This is a genomic window from Lysinibacillus sp. KU-BSD001, assembly GCF_042920265.1.
Taxonomy (GTDB): Bacteria; Bacillota; Bacilli; order Bacillales_A; family Planococcaceae; genus Lysinibacillus_B.
Window position 1 is genome coordinate 108,058 of sequence record NZ_JBDQZI010000003.1, and the last position, 14,264, is coordinate 122,321.

22 protein-coding genes are annotated in these 14,264 nt (G+C 41.3%); all 22 read left to right on the top strand.

The annotated features are described in order from the left end of the window. Nucleotides 1-8: 8 nt before the first annotated feature. The 22 genes from AAGS61_RS05830 to AAGS61_RS05935 all read left to right on the top strand — a co-directional run bounded on the left by AAGS61_RS05830 (nt 9) and on the right by AAGS61_RS05935 (nt 14,254). Nucleotides 9-224: a hypothetical protein gene (locus AAGS61_RS05830; RefSeq protein WP_391368639.1), complete on the top strand. Its 216-nt coding sequence runs from the start codon at nt 9-11 to the stop codon at nt 222-224. A 14-nt stretch (nt 225-238) separates the two neighbouring features. Further along, nucleotides 239-445, top strand: a complete 207-nt coding sequence (locus AAGS61_RS05835; protein ID WP_391368642.1) for a hypothetical protein — start codon at nt 239-241, stop codon at nt 443-445. 172 nt (nt 446-617) lie between these two features. After that, entirely contained in the window at nt 618-773 is a 156-nt protein-coding gene (locus AAGS61_RS05840; RefSeq protein WP_391368645.1) for a hypothetical protein, read from the top strand. A gap of 44 nt (nt 774-817) precedes the next feature. Next, entirely contained in the window at nt 818-1,435 is a 618-nt protein-coding gene (locus AAGS61_RS05845; RefSeq protein ID WP_391368647.1) for an ASCH domain-containing protein, read from the top strand. A 151-nt stretch (nt 1,436-1,586) separates the two neighbouring features. After that, nucleotides 1,587-1,766, top strand: a complete 180-nt coding sequence (locus tag AAGS61_RS05850; RefSeq protein WP_391368650.1) for a hypothetical protein — start codon at nt 1,587-1,589, stop codon at nt 1,764-1,766. A gap of 94 nt (nt 1,767-1,860) precedes the next feature. Continuing rightward, complete coding sequence (locus tag AAGS61_RS05855) at nt 1,861-2,367, top strand: sigma factor-like helix-turn-helix DNA-binding protein (protein WP_391368652.1); 507 nt, start codon at nt 1,861-1,863, stop codon at nt 2,365-2,367. Nucleotides 2,368-2,575: 208 nt separating this feature from the next. Beyond that, entirely contained in the window at nt 2,576-3,340 is a 765-nt protein-coding gene (locus AAGS61_RS05860) for a hypothetical protein (RefSeq protein ID WP_391368655.1), read from the top strand. 31 nt (nt 3,341-3,371) lie between these two features. Further along, nucleotides 3,372-4,340, top strand: coding sequence for a terminase small subunit (locus AAGS61_RS05865; RefSeq protein ID WP_391368658.1), 969 nt, complete (start codon nt 3,372-3,374; stop codon nt 4,338-4,340). Further along, nucleotides 4,321-5,781 (top strand): phage terminase large subunit, encoded by a 1,461-nt coding sequence (terL, locus tag AAGS61_RS05870; protein WP_391368661.1) that lies wholly within the window; start codon nt 4,321-4,323, stop codon nt 5,779-5,781. Before AAGS61_RS05865 ends, terL begins: the two co-directional genes overlap by 20 nt. A gap of 14 nt (nt 5,782-5,795) precedes the next feature. Next, nucleotides 5,796-7,136, top strand: a complete 1,341-nt coding sequence (locus AAGS61_RS05875) for a DUF1073 domain-containing protein (RefSeq protein ID WP_391368664.1) — start codon at nt 5,796-5,798, stop codon at nt 7,134-7,136. Further along, nucleotides 7,129-7,914, top strand: a complete 786-nt coding sequence (locus tag AAGS61_RS05880; protein WP_391368667.1) for a minor capsid protein — start codon at nt 7,129-7,131, stop codon at nt 7,912-7,914. The genes AAGS61_RS05875 and AAGS61_RS05880 overlap by 8 nt, the downstream gene beginning before the upstream one ends. 53 nt (nt 7,915-7,967) lie before the next feature. After that, on the top strand, nt 7,968-8,243 hold the full coding sequence (locus AAGS61_RS05885) for a hypothetical protein (RefSeq protein WP_391368670.1): 276 nt from the start codon (nt 7,968-7,970) through the stop codon (nt 8,241-8,243). Between the two features lie 88 nt (nt 8,244-8,331). Beyond that, entirely contained in the window at nt 8,332-8,706 is a 375-nt protein-coding gene (locus AAGS61_RS05890; protein WP_391368672.1) for a hypothetical protein, read from the top strand. 32 nt (nt 8,707-8,738) lie between these two features. Beyond that, entirely contained in the window at nt 8,739-9,818 is a 1,080-nt protein-coding gene (locus AAGS61_RS05895; protein WP_391368674.1) for a DUF2213 domain-containing protein, read from the top strand. A gap of 23 nt (nt 9,819-9,841) precedes the next feature. Beyond that, complete coding sequence (locus AAGS61_RS05900) at nt 9,842-10,294, top strand: structural cement protein Gp24 (protein WP_391368677.1); 453 nt, start codon at nt 9,842-9,844, stop codon at nt 10,292-10,294. Nucleotides 10,295-10,308: 14 nt separating this feature from the next. Beyond that, nucleotides 10,309-11,208 (top strand): DUF2184 domain-containing protein, encoded by a 900-nt coding sequence (locus AAGS61_RS05905; RefSeq protein WP_391368680.1) that lies wholly within the window; start codon nt 10,309-10,311, stop codon nt 11,206-11,208. Next, on the top strand, nt 11,208-11,546 hold the full coding sequence (locus tag AAGS61_RS05910; protein ID WP_391368683.1) for a hypothetical protein: 339 nt from the start codon (nt 11,208-11,210) through the stop codon (nt 11,544-11,546). Before AAGS61_RS05905 ends, AAGS61_RS05910 begins: the two co-directional genes overlap by 1 nt. Nucleotides 11,547-11,567: 21 nt before the next feature. Next, the gene (locus AAGS61_RS05915; protein WP_391368686.1) at nt 11,568-11,939 is read left to right on the top strand and encodes a DUF4054 domain-containing protein; all 372 of its coding nucleotides are present in this window, start codon (nt 11,568-11,570) and stop codon (nt 11,937-11,939) included. Further along, complete coding sequence (locus AAGS61_RS05920; protein WP_391368689.1) at nt 11,940-12,401, top strand: hypothetical protein; 462 nt, start codon at nt 11,940-11,942, stop codon at nt 12,399-12,401. Next, nucleotides 12,401-12,742 carry a hypothetical protein gene (locus tag AAGS61_RS05925; protein ID WP_391368692.1) on the top strand — a complete coding sequence of 114 codons (342 nt, stop codon included), beginning with the start codon at nt 12,401-12,403 and terminating at the stop codon, nt 12,740-12,742. The genes AAGS61_RS05920 and AAGS61_RS05925 overlap by 1 nt, the downstream gene beginning before the upstream one ends. Further along, nucleotides 12,739-13,224 (top strand): phage neck terminator protein, encoded by a 486-nt coding sequence (locus AAGS61_RS05930; RefSeq protein WP_391368695.1) that lies wholly within the window; start codon nt 12,739-12,741, stop codon nt 13,222-13,224. The genes AAGS61_RS05925 and AAGS61_RS05930 overlap by 4 nt, the downstream gene beginning before the upstream one ends. Before the next feature lie 4 nt (nt 13,225-13,228). Beyond that, the gene (locus AAGS61_RS05935) at nt 13,229-14,254 is read left to right on the top strand and encodes a DUF3383 family protein (RefSeq protein WP_391368698.1); all 1,026 of its coding nucleotides are present in this window, start codon (nt 13,229-13,231) and stop codon (nt 14,252-14,254) included. The last annotated feature ends 10 nt before the right edge of the window (nt 14,255-14,264 follow it).

The window sequence follows — 14,264 nt, forward strand, 5'->3', positions numbered from 1 at the left end:
GTGATACATTGAGCAAATCGTGCTGGAGCTGTGGCCATTGGTTAATTGGTTTAGGTTGTTGTTTTTCTGGTATCGAAAGATATGTAAAAACTGCACCTGAATATTCATGTGATAAATGGATTACAGAAGGTGCACCTGGTACCGTAACCGATTTCGAAGGTTTAACTGATGGTGATACTTGGAAAGATAATGAGTTTTTAAAAGACGATGAATCTAACTTGTGAAGGGAGCAAGTGAAATGAAGTTCAGTCAAACACTTAGTCCATTATTAATGGACAATGGTGACTTAACAGAAGAACAAAAAGCAGATAAAGTTCAAGAATTATCAGGGAGTGAACAATTCGACTTATTACAAAACATCGAAGCTTATCCATCAAAATATAGCCGTGAAGTACAAAGTGCATTGGTGAGTGCCATGAATAAGCGAAATATCTTTTTATTTTAATCAACACTCCGTCAATGAAAGGAGAATGAAGATGCCGATTTGTGAAGGTTGTGGAAACGAATACGATCGTGAAGATTCATGCGCAGTATATGACGCTTTGTTTTGTAGCGCTGAATGCGAGATTGATAGCGACAACGATTGAAACAAATTGTAGATGAAGGGAGCAAGTGAAATGAATAAAAAAGAATTATTAGCAGCAAAAGAAAATGGCGTGAACGTAGATAAAATTAAAATGTTACAAAATGACGGAAATCGTAAAAATCGTCGCAAACATGGCAAGCGTAGCAGTTTTAATTTATCTGCAAAGTTACCTAGCAAGAAGGGTTGATTTGCTAAGCATTACGTCAATTATGCGTAGGAAGGGAATTGAACATGGAGTATCAATTTACATCTGAAGAAGTTCAGAAGGCTAAATCGATAATAGAAAGCCAGTTAGATTACAAAGTTGCTGACATTCAACGAGCTATTCTTAAAGGCTATATGTACACAGCAAGGTTGATTGAGCACATCAAAAACATGCAGGAAGGAGTACACATGAAAGCAATCACTATTAAACAACCCTGGGCCACGCTTATTGCTCTAGGTGAGAAGAAATTCGAGACACGCAGCTGGCAGACGAAACATCGAGGATCATTAGCTATTCATGCTGGTAAGTCGGTAGACAAGGAAGCATGTGATGACATAGAAATCAAACTTGCATTAGCTAAACACGGAATTACGTCATACAAGCAACTGCCAATAGGCGCGGTAATCGCTACAGCAGAAATGGTGCAATGCCACGGTATCACTAAAGATTGGTGCGAATTTGGTGTAGCAGAAACCGATAAGGGCGCTAAAATTGAGGGCGATGAGTATTGGTTCGGTTATTACGAAGAAGGTCGTTACGCTTGGGAATTAGCAAATGTTAAAGTTTTAGAAGAACCTGTTCCAGCAAAAGGTCAGCTGAGTTTATGGGAGTGGGCCAACGATGACGAGAAGAAGGAAGCGTAGTAAAAAGAAAAGTAAACTACATGATCTAGTGGATTTTGTATTATCAGTAGCCGAAAGTATTTTGCAATAAAAAATAGCCCAGCATCAGCCGAGCCACCTCAAAATCTATCAAACTTATACACGTAATTCCATTATATACGAGGTGGGCGACATGGGCAAAGAATCAACTCAACAAGCAATAACATTGGCAGACGGTGTGCACATTGTACAGGGCGGTAAAATTGTAGATGTACTGTTACCGAAAGAATACGGGCAGGACATTATTAATTGGCAACATGGTTCAGTTTTCGAGGTGAGCGAAAGTAAACGTCGCCGCATTAAAACTAAATAGTCTTTTACGGAAAACACCGGAGGACATGAAGCTTAGAGACAAGGGCAGTCTCTAGCTTTGTGTCCTCTTTTTTATTTTAAAGGGGGCAACGGGCATGTATTTCCCAGATTTATTAGCAGAGTACAAGCAACTATTACAGCAGATGAAGGCTGATGGTGTTACTAGCGGTGACATGTATCGAGAGGTTAAGCAAGCTATTGAATGGATGGAAACTGGTTATGACCCAGCTGAGTATCGCGCGGCTACTCGTATCGATGCTTATGTGATGGACCACCATTTGATGCAGGATTTGATTTCATATGTTGATAGTGATTGTGTTACTCCACACCATATTGCGGAAATTACTCACTATTCGGACGTAAAACAAGTTGAACGATTATATAAAATTAAACGAAAAGTGAAAAAGGCATTAGCAGGCTTAACAGATAATGAGCGTACTGTGTTTATTTTGGTTAGGGCTGAACGTTATTCATACACAAAGGTAGCGTCTGTACTCGGTGTAAGTAAATCAAGCGTGCAAGTGTATTTACGCCGCGCGGAGCAGAAAATTCGCAGTAACCGTAAACGTCGTAAGAAGGAACCTTCGGCACATACAGCGTAGTTATGTCATGCGATTGCCTATATAGTGATGGACTGCAACCTCTCGTTACTATAATCGAGAGGCATTTTTATTTTAGTGATTAGTTAATGTAAGGAGGGATGGATAATATAGTGACGATACCTGAGTTAGTGAATTTTTTGAAATCAAAATTATACTAAAGAAATATATATGCCTCTAATTTATTATATATATATGGGGGTATTACAAAATGAACTATTTGAAAGTATTCATATATTCTGCATTTATTATCATATTGATAATGTTTTTAATTCCGTATTTTATTGTAGCGTGGTCTACTAGATTTGTAGGTGGTATAGACGCAAGTTGGTTGAGTTTTTGGGGAAGCTTTTTAGGTGGGATATTAAGTGCGATAGGTGTAATAGTAACTACTTATTTTATTATAAAAAGTAATAACCAAAATGTCGAAAAGGCTGCTAAAGTTCAAGATCAGCGAGAAAGAGAACGTCACTATGTAATTTATATGCTAAATAAAAACGAGGAAATTATTACAGGATTAAATGATTTAAACTTAAAATTCGCAGAGCTATTAAAATGTTATATTCAATTGAAAAAGCTATATTCAAGTTTAGGAAGATTATCTGCAGAAGATGCTATGACATGGTCTTTTGAAGCCGGGAAGAAAAATACCAATAAATATGGTAAGGCAATGGAAAGAATAGGAGACTTAAAAGATATGGAACATAACTTAAGGTTAGAAATTATGTATTGTTTCAATAATTTAAAAAGTAAGTCGCTTTTCTTTCCAGAAATTAATCAACATCTCTTAAAGTTTGAAGTAATTTTAAACAATGAGAAGGGGGAAATATTAGCGTTTATTGAGGAGGGGGAATACGAAAAATCTAGGATGATTTTTAATAAGTTAAAAACGGATTATGAAAGTTGGTTATTAGAAATTAGTGATGAATTAGTTGATAATGGCAAAAAAATTATGTATCAATTAAATGTAAATTAATGGAGTATTTTAATTGTAGAGAGGTGATACAATGGCGCGTGCACGTGATCCAAACCGCGATAAAGCGTATGAAATATATAAAGCTCATAACGGTGACATCAAGCTGAAGGATATAGCAGAGCAACTAGGTATATCCGAAGGTACGGTGCGCGGCTGGAAGAATAAAGACAAGTGGGATTTACGTCTTGAAGAAGAATCGAATGGAACGTTCCAATCAAAACAGCCGAAAAATACGGAACGTTCCGTAAAAAAGAAGCCGAAAAGGAACACCAAAAAGAACGCAACAAAACAAAATGAATCGAAAGCAACTGTATCGTATGAACTCGTCCCTAGTGACGGTTTAAACGAAAAGCAGTTGCTTTTTTGTATGTATTACACCAAGTACTGGAATGCGACGAAGGCATACCAAAAAGTATATGAGTGTGATTATCGAACCGCTATGGCAAGCGGCAGCCGATTGTTAAGAAATGTTAAGGTGCGCGAGGAGATCCACCGGCTCAAAGCGGAACTGGCGAATGGCATCATGCTGAGTGCTAGGGATGTGTTACAGAAGTATATTGATATAGCATTTGCGGACATTACCGATTATGTAACGTTTGGTACGGTAGAGGAGCGGGCGTTCAGCACAATTGGCGAACCGCTTGAAGTGGATGGAGAGCCAGTTATGTATAAACGTACGTATGTTGTTCTGAATGAGTCAGCTGAGATTGATGGCACTATCCTTACGGAAGTGAAAAAGGGGAAAGATGGTGTTTCCGTCAAACTTGCTGACAAGATGGCCGCGCTCAACATGCTTGCGCGGTACACGGACCTTCTGGACGAGAATACACGCAAGCAGCTGCAGACGGAACAGAGCCGACTCAATATCGAGAAAACGCAGTCCGAAATTACGAAAATCCGCGCGGAGACAAAAGGGAATCACGGTCCGCAAACAAGCACAGTGGACTTAAGTAATTTGACCATAGAGGAGTTGAGAGCACTTGCAAAACGTAATAAGTGATGAGCAATTGGATGCATTGGCATACGAAGCAGAGCGTGAGCTTGCGCGGCAATCTTACCGTGATTATGTGGAATTTGTACATCATGGTCATTACTCGCATTTCCCCCATACAGAAATCGTCTGCGAAGCATTACAACGTGTTGCAGACGGTGAACAACTTTCTATATTAATCGAGATGCCACCGCGCCACGGCAAATCAATGACGGTAACAGAAACGTTCCCGTCTTTTTATTTGGCGAAAAATCCAGATAAGCGTGTGATTACAGCAGCGTATAGTGATGGATTAGCAACAAAGTTCGGTCGGCTTAATCGCAACAAATTCAACGAATTTTCGTATGAATTGTTCAATCTTCATTTATCCGAGTCGAATGCCGCTATGAAGGACTGGGGCGTCGAGGGTAGGCGCGGCGGTATGATTTCCACGGGTATCGGTGGTTCTATCACCGGACAAGGGGCGGATCTAATGATTATCGATGACCCTATCAAAAACATGAAGGAAGCCATGTCTCAGAAAATACGCGATAACATTTGGGATGAGTGGGAGGCAACGCTTTCTACACGTTTGCATGACGGTGCTTCTGTCATTGTGATTATGACGCGATGGCATGAGGATGACTTGATTGGTCGGCTATTAGCGCGGAGCCCGCGCAAATGGGTTCGCTTACGTCTCCCAGCTATTGCAGAAGATGAGGATGATCTACTGGGCCGAGCAGTAGGAGAGCCACTATGCCGGGAGCTAGGGTTTGATGAGAAGTGGGCAGAAGCAAAGAAAGCAGAAGTAGGCTCACGTACATGGGCTTCATTATACCAACAAAGACCGGCACCAGCAGGCGGCAGTATATTTAAACGAGAATGGGTTCGATACTACGTCCGTACAGCTGAGCAGAAACGTCAGTGGGGCTTGAGTGATGATGTAATGGTACTGCCAACTCACTTTGATAAGGTGGTCCAGTCGTGGGACTGTACATTTAAAAATACAGAAACGAGTGACTTTGTAGCTGGGCAAGTATGGTCGCGGAAAGCCGCGCAATACTTTTTATTTGACCAACATCATGCGCGGATGGGCTTTGCAGACACATTGCGTGCGGTAGAGTCTATGTCTGATAAATGGCCTCAAGCAAGGAGCAAATACATTGAGGATAAGGCAAACGGTACGGCAGTTATCGAAATGCTACAGAAGAAGGTACCAGGTATTATTCCAGTCAATCCAGATGGTGGTAAGGAAGCGCGGGCAAATGCTGTTTCTCCATTGTTTGAAGCGGGCAACGTCTATTTACCGCATCCTAACATGTGTCCATGGGTAAACGATCTCATAGAAGAAATGGTGAGCTTCCCGAATGCTGCGCACGACGATATGGTCGATGCTATGACGCAAGCGCTTAATCAGCTGTACACAAGTAACTCCAATCCGTTAGACAGAATTAAAAAATTATATTATTAGGGTAGGTGAATGCATTGAGCTTATTAGAGCAGGCAAGAGAATACAAGACAGACTTCATGCAAGGGCATGGTAAAGGCAATCCCAAAGACAAGCTAACCCGTCAAGTAGCCAGTACACGTCGTAAGCTATCACATGGGGAAATATCTGCGCTTTATGCCGACAACCCCATTGTGCAAAATATCGTTGATATTCCAGCAGAGGATATGACGCGCCACTGGTTTACGTTACGTATGAAAGACGAGAAGCTAGCGCGGGATATTATGGCGCGTTTAGCGGACCTCAATGCGAAAGAAGCATTTAAGAAGATGCGTATGTATGAGCGGATGCGCGGTGATGGTTTTATTTCGCTTGGTGTTACACAACAACAAAAATTTGATTTAAAGGATCCGTTAAACGTTGAAAAATTATTAAAGATTGATTACTTGCATCCATTCTCATCGTATAAGGTGAATGAGTTTTTGATTAATGATGACGTATTCAGCATCGATTATGGCAAGTTGGAGCAACTACGTGTTAACCGCGCGTCGCGCAATGGCATACAGGCGGTGGAATCAGAATCACTCGTACACTATTCACGTGTACTGCATGATCAGACACGACGCCTAGAGGATGAGGACCAAGGGATGTCGTTGCTAGAATCGCTATACGATGCAATTACCGTACTAGATACGTCTTTGTGGTCTGTAGGGCAGATTCTCCATGATTTTACCTTTAAAGTGTATTCCTCGAAAGATATCGAAAATTTATCCAAGGATGAAAAGCGTGAACTTGCTATGCTTATGGATTTCATGTTCCGTACCGAAGCTCTTGCTATTATCGGGGAAGATGAAACACTGACTAAACAATCGACATCTGTTTCCGGCATTAAGGACCTTCTTGATTTTACATGGGAGTACATTGCTGCCGCCGCGCGTATGCCGAAAAGCGTTATCAAGGGGCAAGAAGCAGGCACAATTACCGGCGCACAGTACGATGTGATGAATTACTATGCGCGGATTGTATCTGCTCAGGAGAACGAATTAAAGCCGAAAATCGAGCAGCTAATTCGTATGCTACTGTGGGCGGAAAAAGAGCCAGGTGGACGTATTGATCCGGATACAATCGAATGGGAAATTAAATTCAATCCGTTATGGTCGGTCGATTCTAAAACAGATGCCGAAATACGTAAAATTACTGCGGAGACAGACCAAATTTACTTATCAAATGGTGTTGTTATGGTCGATGAAATCCGTGATGCTCGATTCGGTCAGTTTGGTATTACGAATGAGTTTACTTATAGCGGAGATGATGCAGATTGGAAGCGCATGGCGACTGAAGTGTATGACGCATGGAAGGAGCGCGGTACGAATGGCTAAGAAGACTGTGCCCCCTACACGCTTTCCAGATGCTGTTGCCGTTTCGTATAGCCGCGCCATACGTCAATTAGTGCGGGAAATGGGCAAGGAAACACTTTCTATATACGATAGCCTCATAAAAAATGAAATCATCATTTACAGCCGCGCAGATAGCCGCGGTTTTGTTATGGATGGGCCATTTGACGTTATCAAAAATGCGTTAGGCAGAATAAAGAGTGCAGCTGCTAACGCTTTTTCAAAACGAAGAGTAAACACACTTGTCAGTTCTTTCGTGAAAAATTTGAATCAAGTCAATAAAAAGAACATGCAGCAACAAGGCAGAGTGCGCGGCATTGATCCGACTCAGGGGGAAAACTGGCTAGATACATTTATGCAGGAAGCTGTAGAGAAAAATGTGGGGTATATCACCAATATTCACGATACTTTTACTGAAAAAATCGAAGATATTATCTTGAATGGTGTAAAAAATGGCGATGGCTACAAACAGATTCGTAAGCAGCTTGTAGAGCAAGTTGGTATGTCTCACCGCCGCGCACAATTTATTGCAGTGGACCAGTCTGGTACCTTATTCGGACAGATGACCGCAAAAAGGCATCAAAATATGGGGGTAAATCGCTTCAAATGGCGTACATCTAAGGATGAACGTGTACGAGATTCGCACAAAATACTCGAGAACAAAATATTTTCATACGATGACCCGCCAAAAGTAGGGCTACCGGGTGAGGATTTTCACTGTCGTTGCATTGCACTACCTGTTTTTGATGACGATGATGAGTAATAATACCTTGAAATAAAGACGTTTATCCCTTACGGTTTAGGTGAGGTGTTTACATGCAGTACAGGTCGAAACCGAAAATTGTAGAAGCGGAACAATTTAATGAAAATACGTATTTACATTCTGAATTTTTGAGTGAGCTTATCGTGGATAAAGCGACATTTATTGATATATATAGCACTAAATGCGCGGCAGATGGAAGATACCATATCAATGCAGATAATGGATTTGTTGAGATTCATAATGGTCTTTACATTGTACGAAAGATATCTGGCGAGATTGTAGTGAAGCAAGCGAAATATTTTGAAAGTGAATACGAATTAGTCACGTGAATGCGTGGCTTTTTTATTTTTTTAAAAGTTTGTCATGCGATTACCTATATAGTGAAAAGTTTTTTATTAGGAAAGGGGAATTGTTTTAATGAAAATGCAAGAATTAGAGAATTATGCCGCGCGATGTTTAGCAAATAAGCAGCCTATGCAGCTTTTTATCGAGATGCCTGGGTTTGATGTTCCAGAACTTCAGGTCAATCCACCTGAAAATATTGAGAAGAAACTGCTTTATATCAAAGATACTTACGATGAGAATTGTGAACATAAACATGCCAAAGGAATCCGCATTAGCGGTGTGGCGTATGAGCAGGATATTCCTCAAGGTGTTATGGTTTTTCCTACAGAGTTGTTACAGGGGCAAGTTCGCTATAGTCAAACAACCTATGTAGGCGATACTTCCAAGGATATTGTGATTGAGGGTAGCGCGGAGGACGTTATTAAAGTCTACCAATCAGTAGAGTAGCTGAGCATGCCGACAGAAGGAGGTGAAAATGATTGAAGTTACAGCGCTTTGACCGCAGTTTAATAAACGACTACAGGGAAACACCAGAAGGGTATTTAACGGTACGTGTGCCGATTACTCGTCCTGGTGTTTTTCCGTATGTGCGGCACGATGGCACAGTGCAGATGGAAGCAAAATTGCCAGATGAAATATTCAGCGATTTAACCATTCGCTCTGCTCGTTCTAAGCCGGTTACAGATAACCACCCTAACGAGCCCGTAACGTTGGATAACTACTCCACGTACGCAAAAGGAATGAGCCACACCGATGCAAAAGTGGAGGACTTGAAGTTATATGTATCGCTCACCATTACCGACAAGGCGCTTATCGAGAAAATTTATGAAGGTAAGCGAGAGATCAGTATTGGATTTATGAGCGATATCGTAGCAGAATCCGGCACATACAATGGTCAATCCTATGAGTACGTGCAGCGTAACATTGAAATTAATCACATTGCCATTGTAGATGAAGGTCGTGCAGGTCCAGAGGTATCTATTCGATCGGACAGCGCGGCATGGCAAATTGAAAATGAAGGAGGAACTAGCAAGATGGCTACGTATAAAATTGATGGAAAAGAGTATGAAGTGGATCCAGTGGTAAAAGCGCACATGGAGGCACTTCAAGCAAAATTAGACAATGCAGAAACGAAAGCCGCGCAAGTAGACGTAGTACAGGGGCGTCATGATGCGCTCGAAGTGAAACTGCAGAACACAGAAAAAGAGCTGAAAGAGGCAAAGGAAAAACAGCTATCTGGGGATGAACTCGATAAGAAAGTAGAAGAGCGTGTTGGATTAATTACAACGGCAAAGACTTTCTTAGGTGATTCGTTTGATTTTACTGGTAAAACAGAACGTGAAATCAAAGAGGCCGTTATTGCAAAGTCAAAAGCTGAATTTAAAGGTGACGGCAAATCAGACGAGTACATTAACGCATTCTTTGATGCAACAGTGGAGCAAGTAAACACGCAAGGATATTCTTCTACAGGTGCTAACTCACTATTTACAGGAGATGCCGCGGGAACAACTAAAGATGTAGAAGCAATGAGAGCGCAGCGTTTGAGCATGCGCTCTTAATTTATATACAAGGAGGCTATACAATGCCAATTACAGAGTATGGGCAATATATGTCACCAGCTGGTGGTCCAGGTAAATTAGCAAACTATCAGGAGTATGCTGCCGACACATATGCAGCAAAAGAAGTCATTCCATTTGGCGCGGCTGTACAGCTGAGCATGGATGGTAAAGGTGTTACACCAGTTAAAACAGGAGGGACACCAATTGGTATTGCTTTATCACGTGGTATCCACGATTACACAACGAATGCCGATGACCAAAAATATGTAGTTGGCCAACCGGTGCCGGTGGTGAAGCGCGGCAATATTTTTGTTGTTGCTGGTGGAGACGTTACAAATGGTGCTGCCGTAAAAGTAGATCCAGCAACAAGTAAATTTGTTGCAACCGGTGAAACTGCAGTGGCGTTTGGCTCGGCTGTTTTCCGCGCAAATGCTACTGCTGATGCATTAGTACAAATTGAAATTAACTTACCATAAGGGGGAAATAATCCATGCCACAATTTCGTGAGGATGCTATGTTACGACCGCAAGATCTTGAAGCGGTTGACAAGAAGTTATACGAGCCAAAGAAAGAGGAATTAAAGGCTCGTACTATTTTAAATGTAAAAACCGACGTACCTGCAGGTGCAGAGACGTATAGCTATGATGTAATGACACGTAGCGGTTCAGCTAAAATTTTAGCGCCAGGAGCAACAGATATCCCGTTAGTAGACGCGGATTTAAAACGCCATACCGTTCATATTTATTCCATTGCAACGGCATTTAATTTATCTGTACAAGAAATTCGTAATGCACAGATGGCTCGTCGTCCGATTGAGGTAACAAAAGCCGATACCGCGCGTAAGGCGATTGCAGAAAAGGAAAATAAATTGGTTTGGATTGGTGACGAAGACCATAACATTTTAGGTGTGGTCAATGCTACTGGTATTCAGGTTCTTGCAGTAGATAATAATGCCGGTGGAGCCTCTACGAAATGGAAAGACAAGACAGGTGAGGAGATTTTGGAGGATATCAAGAAAGCTAAGAATTTGGTCAATAAATTGGAAGGGCATGAAGCGGACACATTGCTTGTTTCCTCGGAGCAATTTGAACATCTGGAAAAAGTCTATAACCGGACTACAATGCAGACAGTTTTACAATACATTGAGTCACAAAAATGGTTTAAGCGTATTGATTATACATCGGATATTACGGGGCAAGGTACAGCAGGCGTGGATTGCTTCTTAGTATTTGATTCATCGCCAGACGTAGTGGAAATGTTGGTACCAATGGACATCACACGTCACCCACAAGAGTACAAGTTCCCGAATTATAAAATTCCACTAGAAGAACGTTGTGGTGGAGCAATTGTTCGTTATCCAATGGCCATTGTGCGCGGGGAGGGAATCTAATGTTAGTACACAACCAAGGTAATTACACACGTATTGCAAATGGTGTCAAAGTCATTCCAGGTACCAACACGTTAACGGAAGCAGAGTATAAGGCTTTCGTTAATCACCCGATCATCGAGGGATTAATCAACACAGGAGAGATTGTTATCCCAGAAGGTCAGGCTATTGCTTCTGCAGAAGGAGTATCTTCTCTGAAAGAATTGAATGCTGATGATGCGATCAAACTTGTAAAAGATACGTATTCCATCGAATATTTAACAGAATTAAAAATCGGAGAGGACCGCAAAACGGTACTAGCTGCTATCGATGCTCAAATGGTAGAGCTTCAAGGCAATTAATTTGAAAGTGAGGTGGGCAGTATGCCTGCTTTAACAACAATTGAACGCGTGCGGCTGTTAGGTAGTGAGTTTGAAACCGTAATGGATGCGCGGCTAGAGATGTGTATTGAGGATGCTTCGTTAGAAGTGTCCTCTTTAGGTATTCATGAGGCACATCATGAGCGACTTACACGTTATTTAGCCGCGCATTTAGCAACTATTTCTACCACAAAGGCGCAAGTAGTTATAAAAGAAAAGGTGGACGTTATCGAGCGTGAATACAGCGACCCAAACAAGAATTTAGGGCTATTTAGCTCAAAATACGGGCAAGAGTACCAGCGTATTCTCGATGAATTAGAAGAAATGGAAGTCCAGCAGAATAAGAAAACACACTTAAATTTGGTGGTGATCTAATTGGGTGTACGTATTCGAGGAAGTAACAATATTCCGCGTGTCCTACAATCGATTCGTGAATTAAAGAATTACGGCATCGAGGTAGGAGTTTTCGGGAGTGATGATGCTTTTTATGCCATGATTGCAGGTGTGCATGAGTTTGGTGTTACGATTCGTAAAGAGAGCGGCTCTATAGTCATACCTGAGCGCTCTTTTTTACGTTCGACTTTTGACGAGAAGAATCGAGAATGGGCCACATTTGCGAAAAGGCAACTGCCCAATTTGCTAGAAGGGCGAATCGATGCACAGACACTTTGTGAGCGATTAGGTGCGCGGATGGTAGCGGACATCCAAGAGAAAATTACGGACCTCGATACACCGCCAAATGCGCCATCCACGATTAAGCAAAAAAAATCTAGTAATCCACTTATTGATACAGGTGGTTTGCGTAGGCGTGTTACGTATAGGGTGGTGAGAGTTTAATGCCTGAGAAAATGCGGTTTGCTGAGGTTATCGAAAGCCAAGGTGTACCGTTTATTGCTCACATAAAGGGCAAAGGCGGATATGTCGATGGTGAGTGGGTATCAGATGCAGAAGTAGCGACTGAAACTGTAGGCATTATTCTTCCGCTTACTGAGGATATTCTAAACTTTGTGGAAAATGGCACGTATACAAATAAAGAAAAGAAGCTTTTGACGACTACATCACTCGCTGAGGGTACAAGGTGTGAGTACAAAAGTGAATTTTATACCGTTGAGGCATTTAAGGACTTTAGTGACTACACAGATGTGTTTATTTATGTAATGAGGTGGCGGAAAAAATGAATTTAATCAAAGCCATTCGAAGACAGCTTGCTACAGATTGTAATTTAACAATTATCCGTGCAGATCAAACAGGTGATATACCTGCGTTACCTTATGTAACATACAAGGTTATCAGTGATCGTAAAGGTAGAGGCCGAGAGAATATTACCCATGAAGACCTATCCGATACTTTAGTGGAAACACGAACACAAGAACGAAATGCCACAATCTCATTTAATATCTACGGAACTTCGCATGATAACGCTTATGAAGTAGCTAAAAAACTTCGTAAGTGGTTTGAATTTCGAGGTTCTTTTTATTTGGACGAAATAGATGTTGCTATCGTCAGTGTATCAGACGTGGGGAATCGCACTACCTTTTTGGTCGATTCCTATGATGAAAAATGGGGTTTTGATGTCATCATTCGCTATATGGATACTGACGAGCATGAAATCGACTATTTCGACAAAGTGGAATACGAATTAACAATAGAAAGGGAGTGATGTCATGGTTGCATCCGATAAATCACGTTATGTAGAGGTCAATATTACACGTGAGACAAAGCCAGTTGCAGAAAAGGGCTTTGGTTTGCCCCTGATGCTCGCAACACATAAGGATTTAGATTACAAGATTTATACAGACATTTCAGAAGTAGCAGAGGATTTTGCAGAAACAACTCGTGAGTACAAATTAGCTACACGTATGTTTGGCCAGTCACCAAAAATACGAGAACTAGCTTGTTACGGAACTTCTTATATATCTGGTACTGATGATGTGACAGCTTTGCCTGCCGCATTAAATGATCTTGTGAAAACAAATAATGATTGGTTTTATCTTGTATCTGTAGAAAGCGGCGATGCAGAAATTAAAGCGTTGTGTGAGTGGATTTCGACACAAGAAAAAATTTACGGTGTCACGACAAAAAATATTGCATTAACAGAAGAACTAAAAGGTAAATACGAAAATGTACTAGTGTCAGTACATGACGATGAGCATTCATATCACGCTGAGGGATTAATTGCTTATGGTGCTCCACAGGTTATTGGTTCTTATGTATTTAGTCATAAGCAAATCAACGGTGTTGGTGCTGCTAAGTTATCCAATGCGGAAATAAACACCGTTATTGCAAACAATGCAACGACCTGTATTAACGAAATGGGATGGTTAATTAATGCATCCGGAAAAGCAATAGGTGGGGAATATTTAGACGTGATTCAAGCGGATTATTTCTTACGTGCTCGCTTGCGTGAAGATGTATTCCAAAAGCTAGCGACGGTAAAGAAAATTCCTTACACAGACGCTGGTATAGCCCTAATCGTAGCTGTAATGGATACACGCTTTAAATCAGCCTATCGACAAGGGATTATTGCAGAAGATGATAACGGTGAACCAGATTATCAAATTACGTTTCCACGTCGTAAAGATATACCCAAAAATACAATCGCTCAACGTATCCTACCAGATATTAATTTCCGTCTTGTTATTGCAGGAGGCGTGGAAAAGGTACAAATCAATGGTGTGTTAACACTGTAAGGAGGACAGT